The 22,930-nt window shown below is 61.0% G+C and carries 20 protein-coding genes; 14 read left to right on the forward strand and 6 right to left on the reverse strand.

Annotated elements, in window-relative coordinates; genetic code table 11:
• Nucleotides 1–15: 15 nt before the first annotated feature.
• On the reverse strand, nt 16–1,506 hold the full coding sequence (araG, locus tag PLO63_05335; protein HOI73554.1) for an L-arabinose ABC transporter ATP-binding protein AraG: 1,491 nt from the start codon (nt 1,504–1,506) through the stop codon (nt 16–18).
• Nucleotides 1,507–1,594: 88 nt separating this feature from the next.
• Nucleotides 1,595–2,569 carry an arabinose ABC transporter substrate-binding protein gene (locus PLO63_05340; protein ID HOI73555.1) on the reverse strand — a complete coding sequence of 325 codons (975 nt, stop codon included), beginning with the start codon at nt 2,567–2,569 and terminating at the stop codon, nt 1,595–1,597.
• 613 nt (nt 2,570–3,182) lie between these two features.
• Between PLO63_05340 and coaBC the strand changes: the two genes are divergently transcribed.
• The 13 genes from coaBC (at nt 3,183) to PLO63_05405 (ending at nt 15,266) form a co-directional block, all read left to right on the forward strand.
• Nucleotides 3,183–4,397 carry a bifunctional phosphopantothenoylcysteine decarboxylase/phosphopantothenate--cysteine ligase CoaBC gene (coaBC, locus tag PLO63_05345; protein HOI73556.1) on the forward strand — a complete coding sequence of 405 codons (1,215 nt, stop codon included), beginning with the start codon at nt 3,183–3,185 and terminating at the stop codon, nt 4,395–4,397.
• Nucleotides 4,394–5,134 carry a uracil-DNA glycosylase gene (locus tag PLO63_05350; GenBank protein ID HOI73557.1) on the forward strand — a complete coding sequence of 247 codons (741 nt, stop codon included), beginning with the start codon at nt 4,394–4,396 and terminating at the stop codon, nt 5,132–5,134. The genes coaBC and PLO63_05350 overlap by 4 nt, the downstream gene beginning before the upstream one ends.
• Entirely contained in the window at nt 5,131–6,447 is a 1,317-nt protein-coding gene (locus PLO63_05355; protein HOI73558.1) for a nodulation protein NfeD, read from the forward strand. The genes PLO63_05350 and PLO63_05355 overlap by 4 nt, the downstream gene beginning before the upstream one ends.
• A 3-nt stretch (nt 6,448–6,450) precedes the next feature.
• On the forward strand, nt 6,451–7,191 hold the full coding sequence (locus PLO63_05360; GenBank protein ID HOI73559.1) for a slipin family protein: 741 nt from the start codon (nt 6,451–6,453) through the stop codon (nt 7,189–7,191).
• 117 nt (nt 7,192–7,308) lie between these two features.
• A complete protein-coding gene (locus tag PLO63_05365; GenBank protein ID HOI73560.1) occupies nt 7,309–7,638 on the forward strand; it encodes a DUF5668 domain-containing protein in 330 nt (109 codons plus the stop codon).
• Nucleotides 7,635–8,381, forward strand: a complete 747-nt coding sequence (locus PLO63_05370; GenBank protein HOI73561.1) for an MtnX-like HAD-IB family phosphatase — start codon at nt 7,635–7,637, stop codon at nt 8,379–8,381. Before PLO63_05365 ends, PLO63_05370 begins: the two co-directional genes overlap by 4 nt.
• A gap of 6 nt (nt 8,382–8,387) precedes the next feature.
• Complete coding sequence (locus PLO63_05375; GenBank protein HOI73562.1) at nt 8,388–8,768, forward strand: hypothetical protein; 381 nt, start codon at nt 8,388–8,390, stop codon at nt 8,766–8,768.
• On the forward strand, nt 8,768–9,760 hold the full coding sequence (locus PLO63_05380; protein HOI73563.1) for a methyltransferase: 993 nt from the start codon (nt 8,768–8,770) through the stop codon (nt 9,758–9,760). The genes PLO63_05375 and PLO63_05380 overlap by 1 nt, the downstream gene beginning before the upstream one ends.
• 399 nt (nt 9,761–10,159) lie before the next feature.
• On the forward strand, nt 10,160–11,134 hold the full coding sequence (locus tag PLO63_05385; protein ID HOI73564.1) for a phosphotriesterase-related protein: 975 nt from the start codon (nt 10,160–10,162) through the stop codon (nt 11,132–11,134).
• Between the two features lie 60 nt (nt 11,135–11,194).
• The gene (locus PLO63_05390) at nt 11,195–12,847 is read left to right on the forward strand and encodes a class I adenylate-forming enzyme family protein (protein ID HOI73565.1); all 1,653 of its coding nucleotides are present in this window, start codon (nt 11,195–11,197) and stop codon (nt 12,845–12,847) included.
• On the forward strand, nt 12,844–13,878 hold the full coding sequence (locus tag PLO63_05395; protein HOI73566.1) for a hypothetical protein: 1,035 nt from the start codon (nt 12,844–12,846) through the stop codon (nt 13,876–13,878). The genes PLO63_05390 and PLO63_05395 overlap by 4 nt, the downstream gene beginning before the upstream one ends.
• Nucleotide 13,879: 1 nt before the next feature.
• Entirely contained in the window at nt 13,880–14,872 is a 993-nt protein-coding gene (locus tag PLO63_05400; GenBank protein ID HOI73567.1) for a phosphotransferase family protein, read from the forward strand.
• A gap of 1 nt (nt 14,873) precedes the next feature.
• Nucleotides 14,874–15,266, forward strand: a complete 393-nt coding sequence (locus PLO63_05405; GenBank protein ID HOI73568.1) for a DUF6285 domain-containing protein — start codon at nt 14,874–14,876, stop codon at nt 15,264–15,266.
• A gap of 21 nt (nt 15,267–15,287) precedes the next feature.
• Here the strand turns inward: PLO63_05405 and PLO63_05410 are convergent, their stop codons facing one another.
• The 4 genes from PLO63_05410 to PLO63_05425 all read right to left on the reverse strand — a co-directional run bounded on the left by PLO63_05410 (nt 15,288) and on the right by PLO63_05425 (nt 21,888).
• Nucleotides 15,288–16,931, reverse strand: coding sequence for a sigma-54-dependent Fis family transcriptional regulator (locus PLO63_05410; protein HOI73569.1), 1,644 nt, complete (start codon nt 16,929–16,931; stop codon nt 15,288–15,290).
• Nucleotides 16,932–17,170: 239 nt separating this feature from the next.
• Entirely contained in the window at nt 17,171–20,491 is a 3,321-nt protein-coding gene (locus PLO63_05415) for a caspase family protein (GenBank protein ID HOI73570.1), read from the reverse strand.
• A 43-nt stretch (nt 20,492–20,534) separates the two neighbouring features.
• Nucleotides 20,535–20,966, reverse strand: coding sequence for a hypothetical protein (locus PLO63_05420; protein HOI73571.1), 432 nt, complete (start codon nt 20,964–20,966; stop codon nt 20,535–20,537).
• A 205-nt stretch (nt 20,967–21,171) separates the two neighbouring features.
• The gene (locus tag PLO63_05425; GenBank protein HOI73572.1) at nt 21,172–21,888 is read right to left on the reverse strand and encodes an HAD family hydrolase; all 717 of its coding nucleotides are present in this window, start codon (nt 21,886–21,888) and stop codon (nt 21,172–21,174) included.
• Nucleotides 21,889–22,309: 421 nt separating this feature from the next.
• Here PLO63_05425 and PLO63_05430 point away from each other — a divergent pair, with 421 nt between their 5' ends.
• A complete protein-coding gene (locus tag PLO63_05430) occupies nt 22,310–22,765 on the forward strand; it encodes a PilZ domain-containing protein (GenBank protein HOI73573.1) in 456 nt (151 codons plus the stop codon).
• Nucleotides 22,766–22,930: the final 165 nt, after the last annotated feature.

Genomic DNA, 22,930 nt, shown 5'->3' on the forward strand with positions numbered 1-22,930 from the left:
AGCGAATAACCTCGATTATCCTTTGGGTAATGCCATCGAAAGAAGGGTCTCCTCGCTGACATCTTTCCGGTCCACTTCACCGACGATGGTGCCGCCGCACATGACCACGACCCGGTCGGCGACGCCCATCACTTCCGGCAGGCTGCTGGAAGCAAAAATGACCGTTTTCCCTTCTTCCGCCAGTCCGTACATGATCTGGTAGATTTCGTACTTCGATCCGACGTCGATGCCGCGGGTAGGCTCGTCCAGCAGGAAGACGTCGACTTTTTCGCTGAGCCATCGCGCCAGGATGGCTTTCTGCTGGTTTCCGCCGGAGAGGTTGCCGATGAACTGGTCTCTCGACGTAGTCCGGATGTGGAGCTTTTCGATGTAGCTGTCCGCCCGCTCCTGCTCGCGCCGCTTGTTGAGGAAAAGGCCGAGATTCAGGAAGTGCCGTCGGGAACTGATGTTGATGTTTTCGCTCAGGGAGCGGACGGCGATGATTCCCTCGTATTTTCTGTCTTCCGGGCAGAGGCACAGGCCCTGATTAATGGCTGAAAAGGGATTGTTGACGGCGATGGGTTTGCCGTTGACTTGAATTTCGCCGCATCGCTTCTCGATGGCGCCGAAGATGTTCTTCATCAGCTCCGTCCGGCCCGAACCGCTCAGGCCGAAGAAGCCGACGATTTCACCACGCGCCGCGGAAAAGGAAGACTTTTCCCTGATCCCGGGGCCTTGAAGACCGGTTACCGCAAACAGCGTGGCACCTTTCTTCCGGGGACGGTAACCGTACATGTCCTTTATCTCGCGGCCGACCATGCGCTGGATCAGGGTATTGTCCGTCACGTCCTCCATCGACTCGAAGGTCTGGATCCGCCGGCCGTCCCGGAAGACGGTGACGGCGTCGCACAGTGTGAAAATCTCTTCGAGCCTGTGCGACACGTAGAGAATGGTTTTCCCCTGTGCCCGGAGATTTCGGATGATGCGGAAAAGCTGTTCCGTTTCCTTCCTGGAGAGGGAGCTGGTCGGCTCATCGAACGCGATGACCTCGGCATTGTGGAGGAGGGCCTTGCCGATCTCGACCATCTGTCTCTGCCCGATGGGCAGAAGCTTCAGCCTGGTGTCCGGATCGATATCCTCCAGAAGCTCCGTGATCTGAGTCCGGGACCGCTCCAGCAGCTTCTTCCGGTCCAGGAAGAGACCGCGCTGCGGCCATTGCCCGAGAAGCAGGTTTTCCGCCACGGTCATCTCCGGGACCAGGTTCAGTTCCTGGTAGATGATTGCAACCCCGGCGTCGATTGCATCGCGGGTTCTGGTGAAAACCTTCGGCTTCTGATGGATGACGATTTTCCCGTCCGTGGGAGTGTATGCACCGCTCAATATTTTCAGCAGCGTGGATTTGCCGGCGCCGTTCTCTCCGACGAGACCGTGCACCGTTCCTTTCGTTACACCGAACGAAACGTTGTCGAGGGCCTTGACTCCGGGAAAGGTCTTGGTGATGCCTTGAAACTCCAGAAACGAACTCATGATTCCATCGCCCTGCAGGTTGAGAGCGGGCGGAACCGCGGCGGTGCCGTCGTTCCGCCCTGTTCCTGTTTCCTTACGGCCCCGGTTCCTACTTGAGACCCATCAGGTTTTTGTAGTTCTTGCGCGTCATGACAGTGCCCGCCGTCCAGGTGATTTTCGGGGGCTCCTTCCCGTCCCTGATCCAGAAATACATGCTTTTTGCCGTGTCGTAGCCGTGCTGCCTGGCGTTCAGCAGGATGGACGCCGTGAAGGCCGTTTTGTTCTTCTTCTGAAACTCCGCGACCGCCTCGGTTCCGTTGATCCCGACTCCGATCGCTTTGTCAGCGCCGAACCCATGTCCTTCCAGGGCCCGAATCGCTCCCAGGACGGAATTGTCGTTTCCGCCGGCGACGATCCAGAGGCTGATGTTCGGATGCTTGGTGATGGTAATGCTGGCCGCGTTGAAGCTTCCTTCCGTGTCGAGGGTCTTCATCGGGGTATCGAAGATTCGTGCTTTTGGAATGCCGGCGGCGACGAGCGCGGCAGTGGCACCTTCCGTTCGCTCTTTGATGGTGGGCAGAGAATCGAAGCTCATCCGGAGGAAGCCAACGTTCTTCAGGTTCCAGCCTCGCGCCTTCGCCTCGCTGATGATGGTCTGGCCGGCCAGCGAACCGATGTTGTAGGCTGAGATTCCGACATGATGGACGTCTTCCATGACGGCCCCCTTCGGGCCGATGAAACGGTCATCGACGCTCATCATCTTCAGGCGGTTTGCCCGGGCCCTGGCCACAATGGCCGGACCCAGTTTCACGTCGGGGGTGCAGATAATGAATCCCTTCGCGCCCTGGGTCGCCAGATTGTCGATTCCGTTCAGGACTTTTTCGCCGTCGGTACCGCCGATCTTGATAACGTCAAAACCGAACTGCCGGCCTGCCTGGTCGGCATATTTCCATTCGTCCTGGAACCAGGATTCGTCGGGCTGCTTGACGATGAAGCCGATTTTGATGCGCTCGGCGGCGGAGGCTGAAAATGCAAAGGACAACACGAACAACCATACGACCAAAGAAATCAGCACGTTCTTCATGAGATCTTTTCCCTTTCTTTTATTTCGAGGAGATGACGAATTCATCATCGCGGTTGCAGGCGCAGACGTTTGAGTCGCCTTTCGGTTCATCCGGCCTGCGAAAGCGTTGTGTTTTGCCGGGGAAGGGGCTGTTTCCGGTTTGCCCATGCAGGCTGGAGATTCATGTCGGGACCAGACACATAGCACCCGTTCCATGAATTGCAACACCTGATAATCATTTAAGAAATGCTAATAATTGGTAGGTGATGAGTCTGATATTCGAGGTTCTGTCCACCCGCTTCTGCAGCAGGGCCAGGTTGGCAGGGAATGGATATATAAGAACAAATTGGATATTGACCGCCCCCGGCCTGAGGTGCCTATCCTTCTCATGGATACGGTATGGTCCGGGGAGGCGCATCAGGATGCAGGATGAATCGGACCCCCTGGAGACGATCCCGTGGAACCACCGTTCAGGGAGCAGCCGGCAAGATCCTCCTTGGGGAAAACCCGGCGCACGTGAGCCCCGCAGGCCGCATCCGGACAGGAATCCCTTGATCTTCCCCGCCGCAGTTGCTATAAAATTGAACCGATATGGCTTCTCTCCGGGATCGGGGAGTGGGGGAGGAATCCGAAGATGCTCAAGGGGCGGCGCTTGGTTCTGGGGGTGACGGGTGGAATTGCGGCGTACAAGTGCGCCGAGCTGACCCGGGAGCTGGTCCGCCGGGGGGCCGAGGTGAAGGTCGTCATGACCGCAGGTGCCCGGGAGTTCGTGACCCCGCTGACCCTCCAGACCGTGTCGGGAAACCCCGTGTACACGGAGCTGTTCACACTCATCCGGGAGCAGGACATCGCCCACATCGCCCTGGCGGAATTCGCGGAGCTGATGATCGTCGCCCCGGCCACGGCCAACGTCATCGGAAAGGCAGCCGCCGGCATCGCCGACGACCTGCTCACGGCGGTTTTCATGGCCATGAAGGCGCCGGTTCTCTTCTGTCCGGCTATGAACACCCAGATGTATGAGAGCCCGGCCCTCCAGGAGAACCTGGGAAAGCTCCGGGCCTGGGGATACCATGTTCTCCCGCCGGCGTCGGGCCCCCTGGCCTGCAAGTCCGAGGGACAGGGCCGCCTCCCGGAAGTTTCCGAGATCGTCGAGGAGGCCGTTTCCATCCTGACTCCGAAGGATCTGGAGGGGGAGCATGTCCTCGTCACGGCCGGCCCGACCCGGGAGCCCTTCGACCCGGTCCGTTTCATCACCAACTACTCCTCCGGGAAGATGGGTTATGCCGTCGCCCTCCAGGCAAGGCGCCGCGGGGCCCGGGTTACCCTCGTGAGCGGCCCGACATCCCTTCCGCAGCCCGCCGGCGTGGAGGTCGTGAATGTCGGGAGTGCTCTGGAGATGCGGGACGCCGTCCTGTCCCGCCTGGAAGGCGTGACCGCCGTCATCAAGGCGGCCGCCGTGGCGGATTACCGCCCCGCCGCCCTGGCGGATCAAAAGATCAAAAAGAAGGAAGGTCCCCTGACGCTTGCCCTGGAGCGGAATCCCGATATCATCCGGGAGATCGGGCGAAAGAAGGGAAAGCGGGTGCTCGTCGGGTTCGCCATGGAATCGGAGAACCTCCTGGCAAACGCACGGTCCAAGCTGATCGACAAGAACATGGACCTGATCGTGGCCAACGACCTCCGCGAGGAAGGCGCCGGTTTCCAGTGCGACACCAACGTCATCAAGATCCTGGACCGCAAGGGAAACATCGAGGCCCTGCCGCTGATGGACAAGGCCGAGGCGGCCGGGCGGATCCTCGACCGGGTGCAGGCGCTCCTGAAGGAAACGAAACGGGGGCGGCGCCGATGAGCGGCTTTTCTCCGAACCAGGCGGAAGATCTCCGGCGGGTCGTCTCCTCTCTCCGGGAATACGCCCAGTGGGAGCGGGAGGCCGGGCGACGCGTTTCGTTCTTCCGGGCGTCGGGGCCTCTGCCCGCGGAGCCGGAGCCTGCGAGGGCGGAACCGGTCCTTCGGAAGGGACTGATCCTTCCGGCGGGAAGAACGCTGGAGGACGTGCGTGCGGAACTGGGGGACTGCCGCCGCTGTGTTCTGGCGGAGTCCCGGAAGAATCTCGTCTTCGGGGAAGGAAACCCGCGGGCGGACCTCGTCTTTGTCGGAGAGGCGCCGGGGGCCGACGAGGACGCCCAGGGACGGCCGTTCGTGGGGCGGGCTGGACAGCTTCTGACCCGCATCATCGAGGCCATGAAGCTCCGGCGGTCCGACGTGTACATCTGCAACATCCTGAAGTGCCGCCCTCCGGGGAACCGCAATCCCGCCCCGGCGGAGATCGAGGCCTGCGAGCCTTTTCTTCGGAAGCAGCTGGAGGCCATTGGGCCGCGGGTCATCTGCGCGCTGGGGACCTTCGCGGCCAAAACCCTGCTGAAGACGGAATCGCCGATCACGGTCCTCCGGGGCCGGTTTCACGATTACCAGGGAATCCGGCTCATGCCGACCTATCATCCGGCGTATCTCCTCCGGAATCCCGGGGCGAAGAAAATGGTCTGGGAAGACGTCCAGATGATCATGCACGAACTGGGGCTCTCATGAAAAAAAGATCGATATGGATCCTGGCGGCAGCCCTCCTGGCGTTCCTGATCCTGGCCGGTCCCGTGCCGGCGGCCGAGGAGGGGAAGAAACCGGTCTTCGACCTGATTACGGTGAACGCCACCATCACCCCGCCGATTGCCGAGTATATCGTTCAGAGCATCGCCGAGGCCGGGAAAACGAAGGCCGACGGCGTGATCCTGCTGCTGGACACGCCGGGCGGGCTTGATCTGGCCATGAGGGACATCGCCAAGGCGATCCTCAACGCACCCCTGCCGGTGATCGTCTATGTCGGTCCGTCGGGGGCCAGGGCGGCTTCGGCGGGAGTCATCATTACCGTCTCCGCCCACGTCGCCGCCATGACGCCGGGGACGAACATCGGGGCGGCCCATCCGGTAGCCTTGGGATTCGGTGGTGGCGACAAGACCATGATGCAGAAAGTCGAGAACGATGCCGTGGCCTATGTCCGGGGCATCGCCAAGCAGCGGAACCGCAACGAAGACTGGGTGGAGCGGTCCGTCCGGAAGAGCGAGTCCATCACGGCGGAGAACGCCCTGAAGCTCAATGTGATCGATTATGTCGCCACCGACGTGAATCATCTCCTGGCCCAGATGGACGGTCGGGAAGTGACCCTGGTGTCCGGCAAAAAAACCCTTCGGACCCAGGGTGCCCAGGTCAGGGCAAAGGAAATGGGGACCCGCCAGAAGATCCTGACCGCCTTGAGCGATCCGAACATCGCCTATATCCTGCTCCTGGTAGGCCTGGCGGGCCTGTACTTCGAATTCGCCAATCCGGGGGTTATCCTCCCAGGCGTGATGGGCGGGATCTCGCTGATTCTCGCCTTTTTCGCCCTTCAGACCCTGCCGGTCAACTACGCGGGGGTGGCCCTCATCCTGCTTGGGATCGTCTTCTTCATCGCCGAGATCAAGGTCATCAGCCACGGGGTCCTGACCATCGGCGGCGTTATTTCCCTGGTCCTGGGCTCGCTTCTCCTGTTCGACTCTCCCGAGCCGGCCCTTCGGGTGTCCTGGGGAGTCCTCGTCCCGGCGGTGATTCTTGTTTCCCTGTTCTTCGCCGCCATCGTCAGCCTGGCGGTGAAGGCGCAACTCCGGCAAAAGCGGACGGGACGGGAAGGAATGGTGAATACGGAGGGGTACGCGGTGACGGACGTCCACGGGGAGGGCAAAGTCTTCGTGAAGGGGGAATACTGGAGCGCCTGCAGCGATCAGCCCATTGAAAAGGACCAGAAGATCCGGGTCCTGGAGGTGCAGGGGCTCCGGCTCAAAGTGGAAGGGCTATTGAAAAAGGAGGATTGATCCATGTCTCTGACCGTCATTACAACCGTCGTCATTCTCGTTATCATGTTTCTTGCGTCGGCCCTGCGGGTTCTCAACGAGTACGAGCGGGCCGTCGTCTTCCGCCTCGGGCGGATCATCGACCAGAAGGGGCCGGGCCTCATCATCCTGATTCCCGTGATCGACCGGATGGTGAAGGTGGACATGCGGACCATCACCATGGACGTGCCGCCCCAGGACGTGATCACCCGCGACAACGTCTCCATCAAAGTAAACGCGGTGGTCTATTTCCGGGTCGTCGACGCTACGTCGGCCGTGACGGAGGTGGAGAACTTCCTGTACGCCACCTCCCAGCTCGCCCAGACGACCCTGCGAAGCGTCTGCGGCCAGGCGGAGCTCGACGAGATCCTTTCGGAGCGGGAGAAAATCAACGTCCATCTCCAGGAGATCCTGGACCGGAGCACCGATCCCTGGGGGATCAAGGTCACCCTGGTGGAGGTCAAGCACATCGACCTGCCGGAAGAGATGAAACGGGCCATGGCCAAGCAGGCTGAGGCCGAGCGGGAGCGGCGGGCCAAGGTCATCAGCGCCGAGGGCGAGTTCCAGGCGGCCCAGAAGCTCATCGAAGCGGCGGCCCTCATGGAGACCCAGCCGATGTCGCTCCAGCTTCGCTATCTGCAGACCCTGAACCAGATCGCGTCGGAGAACAACTCTACGACGGTGTTCCCCATTCCCATCGATCTGTTCAAACCGTTTCTGAAGTAGCCGAGAGCGGTTGCCGGACGCGTTGCATCCGCCTTTCCGCCCCTTCCCGCAAAGAGACGGTGGGGGGGAAGGAATGACGGGAGCCGTCCCCGACATCGGAAAGGAGAAAGGGATCTCTTGGAAGCGAGAGAAAAACGACATATCCTGACAGGAGGCATCATCCTCATCGCCCTCGGCGTGCTGATCTTTCTGCACAACACGGGCCTGTGGGGCTTTGGAGACAGCTGGCCGGTTCTCCTGATCGTCGTCGCCGCGGCGACACTTTTCCAGCGGGTGAAGGATCTGGGCGGCTGGATTTTAATGGCCGTCGGGCTCGTGTTCCTCCTGACGAAGACGCTGAACGTCGACCTGGAGGTCCTGGGCCAGTACATCCTGCCCCTCATCCTCATCGCCCTCGGTGTGAGCATGATCCGGAAGAAGAAAAAGAAAGACGATCAGAATCCATGAGGGGAGCCCCCGGGGACGGGAAGGTCCTCGTCATCTGCGACTTTGACGGCACCATTTCCCGGACGGATGTCGGGAACGGGCTCTTCAACCGATTCACCGGCCAGGGCTGGCAGGCCATCGACGAGGCCTACTGCCGGGGCGAGATCGGCTCCCGGGAGGCATACGCGAAGGTGGCGGCCATCCTGGAGGGAGACCGGGAACAGATGCTCGCCTTCGTTCTCGGGGAGGCGGAGCTGGACGGACACTTTCCCGCCTTCCGGCGATTCTGCCGGGAGAAGAGCCTGGACCTGATCATCGTTTCCGACGGTCTGGATTTTTACATCGACGCGGTCCTCCGGGGGCACGGCCTGGAGGATATTCCCGTTCATGCAAATAGGACGGTCTTCCGGGACGGATTGCCCCCGTCCATCGACTTTCCTTGGGCCAGCGAGGACTGCGGGCGATGCGGGACCTGCAAGCGGGGGATCCTCCGTTCCCGGCGGGACCGCTATGATCGCATCGTCTACATCGGGAACGGCCAGTCGGACGTCTGTCCCTCCGCCGAAGCGGACCTCGTGTTTGCCAAAGGGGTCCTTCTCGAAGTCTGCGGGAAGAGGCACCGTTCCTGCGTGTCTTTCGAGACGTTCGGGGATGTGCTCGATTTCCTGAAACGGAGCGTGTTTCCGTTCCCCGAGAAAGATCAGTCATGCCTCCGCGGCGCTCGCGCCTCGGATCAAATCGAAGAAAATTCAACTGGGAGGTAATGTTTCATGGCTTCGAAAGCAAAGGGGATCCGCCAGAGCCAGAAGGAAATCTGGCAGAAGAAACTGGATCAGCGACTGGCCGAACTGGCTGCCAAGGGAATTGAAGGCGTCGCCGCGGCCCGGGACGCCGTTGTGCGGGCCCTGAAAGCGAAAGTCCGGGAGGCCGACGGGCGTCTGGCCGCCATTGACGCCAAGGACAAGAAGACCACCGACAAGAAGGAGACGAAGGCCAGGAAACTGGAGGAGGCCAAGCTGGGGAAGACAAAGGAAGAGGCCCCACCACCCGCGGCGGAGGAGAAAGTCTCCAAGAGTAAGAAGAAGAAAGAGGAAAAAGCGGAGAAGAAGGAAGGCGCCGCCAAGGAAAAGAAACCCAAGGCAAAGGAATAATGAGGGAAAACTGGACAGCCGGACGCCTCCTGGAGGTGTCCGGCTCCTACTGGCAGACCTGCGCGCTCCATGCGGGGGTGAAACTGGGTATCTTCACCGCCCTCGGCAGGAGTCAGCTGACCGCGGAGGACGTGGCGCAAAGGACTGCGTCCAGCCTGCGCGGAACCGCGGCACTCCTGAACGCCCTCACCGCCATGGGGCTCCTGGCGCGCGACGGCGACCGGTACCGGAACACCGACGAGTCCTGGACGTATCTTGTGGAGGAGTCGAAGGAGTATATCGGGTACATGATCCTCCACCATCATCACCTGATGGAGTCCTGGGCCAGAATGCCTGCAGCCGTGCGGGGAGGCAGGCCGATCCGGAAGCGCTCGACGTTCCGGAACCGGGAGGTCCGGGAAAGCTTTCTCATGGGGATGTTCAACCTGGCCAGCCGCCTGGCGCCCATGATCGTAAGCGAAGTCGACCTGACGGGACGGAAGCATCTCCTGGACCTGGGCGGGGGACCGGGAACCTATGCGATTCACTTCTGTGGGCGTTACGAGGGGCTCCGGGCTACCGTCTTCGACCTCAAGACCACCCGGCCCTTTGCAAGGAAGACCATCCGCCGCTTCGGCATGGGGGACCGTATCGCCTTTCGGGCTGGGAACTATCTGGAAGATGCTCTGGGGGACGGGTATGATGCCGCCTGGCTGTCTCACATCCTGCACGGGGAAGGACCGGAAGACTGCCGGAAGATCGTGTCCAAGGCGGCGGCGTCCCTGGAGCCGGGAGGCATTCTGGTCGTCCACGAATTCATCCTGAACGATACGAAGGATGGGCCCCTGCACCCGGCCCTGTTTTCCCTCAACATGCTACTGGGGACCCCCGAGGGGCGCTCCTACTCGGACTCGGAGATCCGGGACATGCTCACCGCCGCGGGCCTCCGGGACATACGCCGCCTGCCCTTCCAGGCTCCCAACGACTCTGGCCTCATTGCCGGCTGGAAATGAACTGCATCATGCCTGGCAAGATTCACGGCGCCTGCTCCCGGTGAGGCAGGAATCGAATCACGTACCTGTTTCCCCGGAAAATTCCTGTCCCTCTCCAATCAGGCTGTGAGGCTCCGCTTTTGCTCACCGGCGCGAATCTTCTTCCCCCCTTTCCAGAGTAGACATTTTCCCCTTTCCTCACGACGGATCCCCGTCGAACACAATGGGACAGAGTGTCTCACGGCCGCGCGACAACCCGGCTCGCCGGGAAGGCAGCCGCCGTCCGTTGAATTCATGTAAAAATAAAAAATACAAGATGTTGAAGCATGCTGGCCCGCGGGACCGTTCATGGTACGCCTGTTGCTCCAGGGGAGAGCGCGGCAGTTCAAATCCCCATCAACCCTTTTCAGGAGGGCAGCCATGGACATCAGCACCGTTTCCGGCGTCATTTCTTCCGAGAACCTGGGCATGACCCTGATGCACGAACACTTCCTGTTCGGATTTCCCGGCTGGCAGGGCGACGTCACCCTGGGTCCCTTCGACCGGCAAGCCTGCGTGGAGGCCGGCTTGAAGATGGCTGAAAAGGTCATGGAGCAGGGCGTGAAAACCGTTGTCGACGTCACGCCGAACGAGTGCGGCAGGGATGTGGAGCTGCTCCGGGAGATCTCGGAAAAGAGCGGCCTCAACGTTCTCTGCTCCAGCGGATACTACTTCGAGGGCGAGGGGGCGCCGCCCTATTTCAAGCTGCGCAGCCAGTTCGGGCAGGGCATGGAGCAGGTGTACGAGATGTTCAAGACGGAGGTGGAGAAGGGCGTCGGGACCACCGGCATCCGGCCCGCCGTCTTCAAGGTTGCCTCCGGCAAAGAGGCCATCACGGACTATGAGGCGATGTTCTTCCGGGCGGCCGCCCGGGTCTCGAAGGAGAACGGCATCCCGATCATCACGCACACACAGGAGGGCAGGCTCGGACCCGAGCAGGCCGATCTGCTCATCGCCGAAGGGGCCGACCCGAAGCGGATCATGATCGGGCATATCGACGGATCGACGGACATGGACTACCTCCTCCGGGTCCTCGAAAAAGGCGTTTTCATCGCCTTCGACCGTTTCGGCGTGGAAAACGTCGGTGGAGCGCCGCCGGATTCCCGCAGGGTTGCCTGCCTCATCGGCCTTCTCGGTCTCGGCTGGGCCGATAAAATCATGATTTCAAATGACTACGTGAATTACTGGCTTGGCCGGCCGGGAGTTTCGGAAATCGTGAGCCTCGTCATGCCGAATTACAACATCACCCACATTTTCCAAGACATCATCCCGGCACTGAAGAAGGCCGCCGTCAGCAGCGGGCAGATCGAGACGATGCTGATCGCCAATCCGCGGCGGTTCTTTGAGGGAATCTGAGGCGCCCGCGAACCGCCCGGAGCAGAAGGAAAACATCGCCATTTCACGGAAGGAGGAACCATGTCCGAATACGTGCCGATCACGTTTGAGAAAAGAAACCTGCTGGAACACCTGGCGCAGGTCATCGGGGACTATCCGGATCGGACAGCCGTCGTCACCGCGGACGGCACGGTCCGGAAGACCTATGGGGAGATCGACCGACGCGCGAACCGGCTGGCGCATTATCTCGCCCGGCTCGGCGTCGGCAAGGGCGACCGTGTCGCCATCTTCCAGAACAACAGCTGGCAATACCCGGAGCAGTACCTGGCGATCCTCAAGCTTGGTGCGATCTGCGTTCCCATGAACTTCCGCCTGAAGAGTCCCGAGGCGCTGTTCATCCTGACGGAATCAGGGGCCAAGGCGCTGATCCTGGAAAGCCGGTATGCCGCCGTTTTCGAGCCGACCCTGACCTATCAGCTGGGGGTGAAGCACTATCTCTGCACCAACGGAGATGCCCCCGAATGGGCGGTCGATTACGAGACGGCGCTGGCCGGGGAGCCGGAAGAGGCAATCGAGTCACCGGACATGACCCTGGACGACATCCTGGCCATCTGCTTCACCAGCGGCACGACAGGCCTCCCCAAGGGCTCCATGGCGACGCACCGGCAGATCATGACGAACTTCTACGGTGAGATGGGGAACCTCATCGAGAGCACCATGCTTCCGGACCGGGGATATCATGTCGTCATGATGATCATTCCCGTGTACCACATCGCAGGCATCATGACGCTCTACGCGGGCATGAGATTCGGCTGCACCATCGTCGTATCGTCGGATTTTGTGCCGGAAGGATTCATGCAGACGGTAGAGCGGGAGCAGGTTTCCCTGTGCTACCTGGTGCCGATCATGTTCTTCTTCATCCTCCACGATCCGTCCTTCGGGAAGTACGATCTCAGCAGCCTGCGTTTTGTCCCCTATGGCGCGATGCCGATGGACCCCGCCCTCCTCCAGGACATCCTGAAGAAATTTCCTCCGGGCATCCGCTACATGGACGCCTTCGGCTCGACGGAGGTGTGCATCAACATCGCCAAGCTTCCCGAGGATCACGATCTGACGGGATCTCCCGAAGAAGTTGAAAAGAAGATCGCCCGCCTGAAGAGCATCGGCCGTCCTTTCCGTTACGGCATCGAGAGCACGATTCTGGATCCTTTCGGCAAGGAGGTTGCTCCCGGGGTCGTCGGCGAGATCGCCTCCCGGGGCGAGAAAGTGACCGTCGGATACTGGCGCAATGCGGAAGAGACAGCGCGGACGATCGACCGGAACGGCTGGTTCCACACCGGCGACGCCGGATGGATGGATGAAGACGGGTATGTGTATTTCGCCGACCGGGCCAAGGACATGATCAACCGGGGCGGCGAGAACATCTTCCCCGCCGAGGTCGAGCGCCGGCTCAATCAGCACCCCAAAATCCTGGAATCGGCCGTCTTCGGCGTTCCCGACCCGGCCTGGGGAGCCCGCGTCGTCGCGGCCGTCGTCCTGGCACCGGGGCAGACGGCGGAGATGGTTCCCGCGGAGGAGCTCATCGGTTTCTGCAAGGAGCAGGTGGCAAGCTACAAGGCTCCATCGGCGATCTGGTACATCGACCAGCTTCCGCGGCGGTTCGAACTCGGCAAGGTGATGCGGTTCATGCTGCGCGACGAATACATGAAGAAAAGGGAGGACACCGTTTCATGAGGAATATGCTCGACACCCTGTCCTTCCGGGTTTCCCCGGAGGACGAGTACAATCATCCCGTTGATGATGCGAAGAACTTCAATGAAAGCATGTACATCAACATATTCGACTTCAACCGGGCCATGGGCGGATGGTTCCGCGTGGGAAACCGTCCGAACGAGGGGAACGCGGAGGTCACCTGCTGCCTGTATATCCCCGACGGAAGCGTGGGATTCATCTTCAGCCGTCCGAACATCTCGTCGAACGAGTCCCTCGACGCGGCGGGGCTGAAATTCGAGGTCCAGGAGCCGCTGAAGCGGATCCGGGTCACCTACGGCGGACCGGTGTGCCTCCTGAAGAACCCGCATGAGATGGCGAAACCGATGAAGGCCTTCGCGGAGAACCCCATTGTTGACTGTTCGGTGGCCCTGGACTTCCAGGCGGTCGGACCGGTCTTCGGCGGCGAGATGGTCAACAAGGACGGCAGCCCTTTCCAGGAGCCTCCGGAGGAGGCGTTTGCGAAGGCGCATTACGAACAGCACATGAGCGGCGCGGGAACCATCCGTGTCCAGGAGCGGGAATGGAAGATCGACGGCTTCGGACTGCGGGACCACTCCTGGGGTCCGCGGTACTGGCAGAACATCTTCTGGTACCGGTGGCTGCCGATGAATTTCGGCCCCGATCTCGGGTTCATGTTCATGATCATGGGCAGGGAAGACGGAAACCACCAGATGATGGGGATCATGCTGGAGAACGGCCGGTACGTTCCCTTCCGGGACGTGGAACTGCAGACGGAGTGGGACGAAAACTACTATCAGACCGCCCTCAAGGTGAAGGCCGGGACCGACGACGGCGTGCATGAGATCGAGGGGCGGGTCCTGTCCCTCATCCCGCTTCGCAACCGGAGAAAGAACGAGGCGGGCGACGTGCTCGAGACCCGCATCACCGAGGGGATGACCGAATACCGGTACCGGGGCAGGGTAGGGTACGGAATGTCGGAATACCTCGACCAGATCATCCATGGCGAACCGGCGGGAAAGGAGAAGGGATGACATGAAGCAGGAAGAACTCGCCGGCTGCCTCACCCGCGCCGCGTCGCGGCATCTCGGAAAACCGGTGGTGATCGAAGATCTCAGGACGCTCTCCGGCGGCGCTTCCGCGGAGACCTGGCATTTCGACGCCCTCTGCGGCGCGGATCGCCACGAGCTGATCCTCAGGCTGTCGCCCCCGGGAGGGAAGAAAGACAAGAACCGCCTGGACCGGGGAACGGAGGCGCAGGTGCTGGCAAACGTGCAGAAAGCGGGCGTTCCCGTTCCTCCCGTCCATTTCATTCTCGATGACGAGGACGGGATCGGTCCCGGCTATGCCATGCAGCGCATCCCGGGCGAGACCATCGCACGGAAGATCCTGCGCGACGACGAATACGCAGAGGCGCGGGACATCATGGCCCGGCAGTGCGGAAGGATCCTTGCCGGCATCCACGCCGTCGATACCGGCCTGCTTCCACCCCTGAAGAAGCAGCCGGCGGAGGCGGGGCTGAAGCAGCTGTATACGTTCTACGACGCCTTCGGCGACAAGCACCCTGTTTTCGAGTACGCCCTGCGCTGGCTTCAGGACCACATCCCGAAGCAGGGGGACCTGCGCCTGGTGCACGGCGATTTCCGGAACGGCAATTTCATTATCGGTCCCGAGGGGGTCCGGGCCGTCCTCGACTGGGAACTCGCCCATCTCGGCGATCCCATGGAGGACCTTGGCTGGATATGCGTCAATTCCTGGCGCTTCGGCCACATCGACCACCCCGTCGGCGGCTTCGGCAGCCGGGAGGACCTGTTCGCCGGGTACGAGGGAGCGGGAGGCGTTCCCGTCGATCCCGCCGCGGTCCATTTCTGGGAAGTGTTCGGAACGCTGAAGTGGGGAATCATCTGCATCGTCCAGGCCTTCACCCATCTGATGGGAATGAAGCGCTCCGTGGAGCTGGCCGCCATCGGCCGGCGGACCTCGGAAACGGAGATCGATCTGCTGCGTCTGCTGAGAGAGGGAAAGTGACATGGCTCCATCACGACCGACCGTTTTAGAGCTGCTGGAGGCCGTTCAGGAATTCCTGGAAAAGAGGATCGTAAAGGCCGTCGATTCGCACCGGGCCTTTCACACGCGGGTCGCCATCAATGTCCTGGCGCTGGTAAGGAGGGAACTCCAGCAGGGGCCCGGATTCGCAAGCGAGGAACAGGGGCGGCTCCGCTCGCTGCTCGGTGTTGACGGTGGGATCCCGGAACTGAATGACGAATTGTGCCGGCGCCTGCGGAACGGCGAGCTGGACTGCCGCGGCGGGGATCTTTTCCGGCACCTGTTCGAGACGACGATGGCGCAGCTGGCCATCGACAATCCCGAGTATTCCGGGTACCGGAAGGCCCTGGAGGAATCGGCGGGCGCGGGAGGCTGAAAAACGGGCTCCCTTCGCCCGTTATGCGGTCTCCCTTGAAATGCCGTACCGTGCCATCTTCCGGTACAGTGTCGAACGGGCCATTCCCAACGAACGGGAAGCGAGGGAGAGGTTCCACCGGCACGTCCCGAGAGCGGCCCGGATGCGTTGCAGCTCCCGGGCGTCCGGCGATTCCGCGTGGCGGCTGCCGGCGATGTCTTCCTTGAGGTCCCCGGCTTCGATCACCCGTCCTTCCGAGAAGATGCAGGCCGTCTCGATCGCGTTTTCCAGTTCCCGCACGTTGCCGGGCCAGGGGTAGTAGAGTAGCGCTTCCATGGCCCGGCTCGACATCTCCTTCTGTTCCCCCCCGTGCCTGTCGCTCATTTTCCGGAGGAAATGACTCACCAGCCGGGGGATGTCTTCCCGGCGCTCCCGCAGGGGCGGGATTTGAAAGGATATCACGTTGAGGCGATGGTACAGGTCGCCCCGGAAGCGTTTTCGCTCCACCATTTCCTTCAGGTCCCGGTTCGTCGAGGCGATGATCTGGACGTCGACCCGCTGCGGCCTGCCGCCGCCGAGGGGGATCACCGTCTTGTCCTCGATGACGCGCAGCAGATAGGCCTGAAGATTCATGCTCATTTCGCTGATTTCGTCGAGATAGATGGTCCCGCCCGCCGCCTGTTCGAACCGGCCCGGGCTTCCTCCCCGTCTGGCTCCCGTGAAGGCTCCCGCTTCATAGCCGAAGAGTTCGCTTGCCGTCAGATCGGGCGGGATGGCCGCACAGTTGACGGCCACGAACGGGTGGTGTCTCCGCGGGCTGTTCTCGTGAATGAAGCTTGCCAGGACCTCCTTGCCCACGCCGCTTTCCCCCATGATCAGCTTGGTCGAATCGTATTGCGCGGCCTTCCGGGCCTTCCCGAGGAGCCGGCCGATGCCGGCGGAGCCGAATATGAACTCGCACTGCATCCGGGCCCATGCGGACGGTTTTTCCTTTTCGGGAAAACGAACGCCCGCGGCGGTTCTCGCGCCGGCCCGGGGTGCGGACGGGATGGAAGGCCTTGACGTCCAGTTCGTTCGAACGGCCGGCTCCAGGGCGTATCCCAGCCTTTCTTCGATCATGCCGGCGATGGACTGCACGATGCCCAGTGCAAATATGTGAAAATGCTTGATGAAGCAGGTAAGGCACACGGCACCGGCAACTTCCCCCGTGAAGGGGTCCCGGATCACCGTTGCCGCATTGGCCGAGTCCTGCCACTGCTTGATGTAATTCTCCTCTCCGATGACGCAGATGGGCTGGCCGGTGGCAAGAGAGGTCCCGATCGCGTTGGTTCCGATGTATTCCTCGCTGCAGCTTGTTCCGATATTGAAGCCGCAGCGCATCCCGCTCTCGGACCACCGGTCGTTTCCCGTGCCGGCGATGATGACGGCCTTCTCGTCGGCGATGGCCACCACGAAGCGCGACAGTTCGAGCATGGGGTGGAATTTCTCCAGGATGGGCGTTGCCGCATCGATGAGTCTCCTCACCCGTTCGGACCGCTCGTTGATGTACTCTTTGCTGAATGTTACGGGAGCCCTCTTGATGTCCTGACTGATGCCGACGGCGAAGCTCCTCTCCAGGGAATAATCGATCTGCCGGCGAAACATGCTCCTGAGGTACAGCACGCTGTCCCGAACGGTCACGGACATAGGATGTTCCCCCTCTGGTCTCTGCGATTCGCGTCCCGGATATTGCCGTTGACGCTGCTCCATGCCGCCGCCGTTCTCATGGTTTTGCTTCCGTCGGCTGGAAGACTGTAAATGCCCGGGAAAAGAAAAGTCAAGGAGGGATGGCAGGCTGGAGCGACGGGAGTCACGCGGGCGGGGATTCCGAACCGGATGCAGTGGGGGGATCTCCGAGCACGACGAGGGCGTCCACCGTCTCCGGGTCACGGCCGCCGCACGACGTAGACGGATACGTCCTTGCCGAAATGGTTGATCACCGGCGTCTGCGTGTGGCCGGACTCTTTCGAATATCTTGCCGTATGCTCCCGGGCGTAGGATCCCAGTTCGCGGATGCTTACCCGGCTGTCCCCGTCCGCGTCGGCGGCCCGATGGTTGTCCAGTCCCTCCAGAAGGCTGTACGTGAAGACCCCGTTCCTGCCCCGGTAGCCGTCCAGCGCCCCCTGCGTGGAGCTTGCCGAGGCGAACATGTGCAGGCCCATGTTCCTCGCCATGACCGTCATTCGCGCGTCGTAAAGGCCACTCACAAAGCTGTCGAGGCCGCCCGCATGGCAGGTATCGAGAATGTAAATCTGTGTCAGCGACTTGATGTTCTTCGAAATTTCCATGATCTCGTTTGAGTTGATGAGGCTGCCGCCGTCGAGCGTACCGTTGTAGTCATGGGTGACGATGGAGTAGAGGCCCGACTCGATGACCCCGTGGCTGGCCATGAAGAGCACGAAGACGTCGCCGGGTTTTACGGTCCGGGACAGCTCGCGGATCCTGTCCTGAATGTTTCTCTTGGTCGCATCGCCGTTGGTCAGCGTGGTAACGCGGATGTTCTCGCGTCCGTATTGTGTCCGGGACTGCTCCTGAATTTTTTGGGCGAAACTCTCCGCATCCTTGACGGCAAACCGGAGATTGCTCTCCCGGGATTTGAATTCGTCGATCCCAACGGCCAGGATGTAGATGCGGGGGTCATCCGGCCTGAGGGTTGACCGGAAGGTGGCCGTCTTCAGAATGCTCTGCACGGAATTGCTCCGGTTGAAGGCAGCGAGGCCGATGTCGTTCTCTCCCGGGATTGCGTCCACGGTGATCGCTCCTTCGTAGACGTCGCCTTTCGGCGCGGTTCTTATGAGGCCCAGCCCGTTTTCCTGCCTGGCGACGAGGTTGATGCTGCGCAGGTCCTCCCGGATTGCCCGCGAGTTGTAGGCAAGAATGGTCGTACTGCCTGCCGGTGCCGCCTTTGCCTGCCGGTAAAAACCGTCGGACTGGATGAGCTTGCCGTTGTGGAACAGGCGGACCTCGCCGATTCCGCCGCCGGCAGCCGTGATTCTGTAGCCGATGGTGACGTTTGTCTCCGCGGTTTCCTTCGGTACGGTGAGGAACGCGACCTGAGGCGAAGGATTTCGGAGGGCTTCCTCGATATTCGTCGCATTCAGCGCGGCCGTATCCTCGCCCTTCAGTTTCGCCTCCACGATGTCCGGCCGATAGAAGACATCATAGAACTGTTCGAGGCCGAACACCCGGTTGCCCTGCCTGACGTTGAGGAACGCGGGGCCGTACCTGGATCCCTTGAAATGGCCCTCCGGGGTGATGACGATCCAGTCGTCGTCGACAAGGCTGATGAATTGGGCGATCTCCCTGTCGCTGGAAACGTCCCAGAGGCGGATCGTGCTGTCCCCGCCGCTGCCGTGGTAGGAAATGGGCCGTATTCCGACACCGCTCGCGGAAAGGATGTGCCGGCCGTCCGGATGGAAGGCCACGGAATTGACATTGCCCGTGTGTCCCCGGAACGTCCTGATCTCGGAGCCGGTCGCCGCATCCCAGAGCCGCAGGGTGGTGTCCTCGCTTCCCGAAAGCACCTGCCGTCCGTCGGGGCTGAAGGCCACGGACGTGACCCAGTCCGTGTGCCCCCGGAAGGTCCGGTTCTCCTTGCCGCTTTTGGCGTCCCAGAGCCTCAGGGTCCTGTCCAGGCCTCCCCCTCCGGACAGGATGTGCCGGCCGTCGGGACTGAACGCCACGGCATGCACGAAATCCGAATGTCCCTTCATGATGATAGGCTCCCCGCCGGAGGCCAGATCCCGGAGCTTCAGAACGTAGTCATCTCCCGCCGACACGGCGAACCGGCCGTCCGGGCTGAAGGCCTGAACGGTCATGGAGCCGGTTTTCAACTTGAATGTTCGGATTTCCCGGCCGGTCTGCACGTCCCAGAGCCGCTGGGTGTCGTCCAGGCCGGTCGAAAGGGCCCGCTTCCCGTCCGGGCTGAATAAAACGGAGTTGACGCTCTTGGAGTGCCCCTTGAGGACCCGGATCTCACGGCCCGTCTTCACGTCCCAGAGCCGGATGGTCGTGTCTTCGCTTCCCGACAGGGCGAGCCGCCCGTCGGGGCTGAACGTCGCGGCGGTAACAGGGCCGGAATGTCCCGAGAACTTCCTGATCTCAATGCCGGCGGCCAGATCCCAGAGCTTCAGGGTGCGATCCGGGCCTCCCGACAGTGCAAGGCTTCCGTCCGGGCTGAAGGCCGTGCATGCCGTCTCTCGTGCAAATCCGATGAACACCTGCAATCGCCGGCCGTCGGCCGCATTCCAGAGCAGCACGGCAAAATCGGCGCCGCCCGACAGGATCTGCCGGCCGTCGGGGCTGAAGACAGCGGATTGGACCCGGAAGGAGTGCCCCTTGAACGTTCTCAACTCGTTTCCGTCGGCATCCCAGAGCTTCAGGGTGTTGTCGAAGCTGCCGGACAGGAATTGCCGGCCGTCCGGGCTGAACGCAACGGTCTGCACCCAGTCCGAGTGCCCCTTGAACACCCTGACCTGCCGGCCGCTGGATGCATCCCAGAGCCTCATCGTTTTGTCGATGCTACCCGACAGGATGTACCGGCCGTCCGGGCTGAACGCCGCGGACCTCACCTCGTCGGAATGCCCCGTGAAGACTCTCACCTCCCGGCCGCTGTCCGCGTCCCGGAGCGTCAGCGTGTTGCTGAGACCGATGGACAGAACGGATCGATGATCCGGACTGAGGGCGACGACATCGCGCGAGTATCCCTGTAATTTCCCGATCTCCGCGCCGGTGGCGATGTCCCAGCGCGTCAGTGTGCCGTTCACGCTTCCCGCCAGGGCGTGCCTGCCGTCGGGGCTGAAGGCGGCGAAGGTGACCCAGTCGGCGCGGAACGTCCTGAGGGGCGCGCCGCTTGCCACGTCCCAGAGCCTCAAGGTGTTGTCCCTGCTCCCGGACAGGGCGTACTTTCCATCGGGGCTGAAGGCCACGGACGTGACCCAGTCACGGTGCCCCTTGAAGGTCCTGATCTCCATGCCGCTGGACACTTCCCAGAGCTTCAGGACGTAATCTTCGCCCCCCGAGAGGGCGTACCGGCCGTCGGGGCTGAAGGCCACGGCGTTCACTTTTCCCGAGTGCCCCATCTGCACGAAGATGTCCGGCCTTGCATCGGCGGAGACGGACTCCTCCGGCACTGCCCACGCCAGCACGGCGGCGAAGAGCAGGAGGATCAAGGGTCCGGTTCCCATCCTGAAACCGGTAGATTTCATATGCCAGCATCCTTTCCGCAGGCCGGCCGGGCCGGCGAAGGTCCTACAGCAGCAGGATGATATCGACGATGACCATCCCGATCAGCGCGACTCCGGCCAGAAAATTCAGCACTTCACTCAACCACCCCAGACGCTGGATCCAGAGCCCGCCCATGATGCCCAGGATGTAACCGGCCAGGGCGCCGACCAGCCCGCACAGCAACCGTGTTCCGTAAGCCGTCTTGTATGTGTGTCCTGTTCCCAGCCCCGCCGTGAATCCGAGAAAGACCAGAAAGAAAAAGACGCCCACGCGGAAGTCGTCAAAGGACGGTTTTATCCCCGCTTGAGAACGGATGCCGTGGACAAACAGAAACAGGACGCCGCCCGTTCCCGCCAGGGCGAAGATCCAGCCGAGGATGGAACCCTTTCGCAGTGCCTCGGCATACCCGGTGATGGAGGCCACGAGCGAGACGGCCAGTAGGATTGACAGTTCCATCTTGGCGTGGCCGGCAAAGGGCGATTGAACGGTTTTTTCTTTGGGAAATACACGGCGGTACAGGAGGGAAGGGAAAAACCGGGAATGGAAAGTCCACGATAGCAGATGGGGTGGCTGGCTTGATCCGGGCATGCTGTCCCTCCCTTCATGACCCGGCGAGGGGCCTTTCCAGGCTGAACCCGGCCGGACGATAATCTGATGGCGGTTATCCGAGCGCTCCAAGGAACCAGTCCCGGAAGTCGGCCAGGGGTCCCAGCGGCGGGGAAGCGGGGGCTTCCGTCGAACCGGCTGTTCCATTGACCCAGAAGACGTTGAGGCCGACTTCCATGGCAGGCTCCATGTCGTTGACCCAGTTGTCGCCCACCATGACGCACTCCTCCGGGCGCCGGCCGATGAGTTCCAGAATTTCCCTGTAATAAAACGGATTCGGCTTGGTCGAGTGCATGTTTTCGTACGACGTCACGAGCCGAAAGGGAAAATCGGAGACACCGGCCCAGTCCATGCGTTGTCTCATGGCCGTCTCCGGAAAGATCGGGTTCGTAGCAACGACCACCTCGCATCCCGCTTCGAGCGCGGTCCTGACAGCCAGACGGGCCGCGGGATTGGGACTGGTCAGCGGACGCAGGTTGCCGAACCGGGACGCGTAGAATTCGTCGAAGAGGGGCATCATCTCCTCCGCCGTCCGCTCGACGCTCGGGAAGAAGTGATCGATGAACACCTGCTGATTCGTAACGGCGGGATTCTGATTCTTTGTCATCGCATACGTTGCCTTGAAAAGCGCGTTGATGAACTTTTTCGGAGGGACCAGATGAGCCATGCCGGGGGTCAGCAGGTCAAAATACTCTTTTACAAAGCGGTTCATGTCATTCAGGAGGAGAGTGTCATCCAGGTCGAACAGAACCGCGCGAATCGTCTTGTCCACGTTGCAATATCCTGTGACGGCTCTCTGCCTGCAGATGCCTCGGTGTTTTCCCGTTTTATGATGAAACGGTCATGGATTGGAGGATTGAGGACGATGGCGTTTTGTTTTGATTCAGAAAAGATCTCCGTTTTTCAGTGGGTTGAAGATACGGGATGGGGTCTCGAAAGTCAACTTCCATTACAGGGCGGTCGGACGGTTTCTCCGGAATGGGAAAGCGGGATGCTGCCGATGTTATTTACTGTTTGAAGCGGACCGGAGTGTCAGGACTGTGGATTGCTTCATTTCAGTCGACCTTTCCTCCATTCATCAACTGCCGGACAGACGGGCTGTCCAGATCCAATGGGAGACGGATGGCCATACTTCCAGGACCGGAATTCGGTACGGCAGTTCATGCTTTCGGGATTTCAAATCAGCCGGTTGAATGATAAAGAAGAAAAACGATGATGATTCAATTGTCCTTTACAGCAGACCAGCCAAAGGGGGGAACGCAATGGGGAGCTTGTGGGACAATCTCCGGAAGTTATTCAGGAAGGGCCGTGTGCATAATCGGTTCTCGGTGACAGGCACAGCCATGGTCATCATTGCCCCAGGCGAGAACGGGGAAAGGAAGGTACGGATTCTGGACATTAGCAAGGGTGGATTGGCCTTCATTTATGACGGACCGAAGGAAAAGCTGGAAGAATCTGGGATTATGCAGCTTCTTGCGAATAACGTAGTGTTCGTTGATAAGGTTCAATACGATACGGCTTACGACATTCCCCAGCAGGAAACAGAAGGTCAATATCGCCGCCGGGGGGTAAAATTCAGATTCATGGGTGTCCTGGATGACACCAAACTGGACTCTTTTATCAGGGATATTAAGTCATTCGAATTGTAGCACAGATTTCACGTTCAATTGAGCGACGTGGTTCTTCCGCCATGTCGGGAAAAACGCGGTTGCCGATTCAATCACGATTGAGTTTACGTCCCTCTTCAGCAATATCCGCAGCTACGACAACGCATTGAGTCCCGGATACCTGCAATATTTGTTTCTCAGGTGGAA

The organism is Syntrophales bacterium (assembly GCA_035363115.1).
GTDB lineage: Bacteria > Desulfobacterota > Syntrophia > Syntrophales > PHBD01 > PHBD01.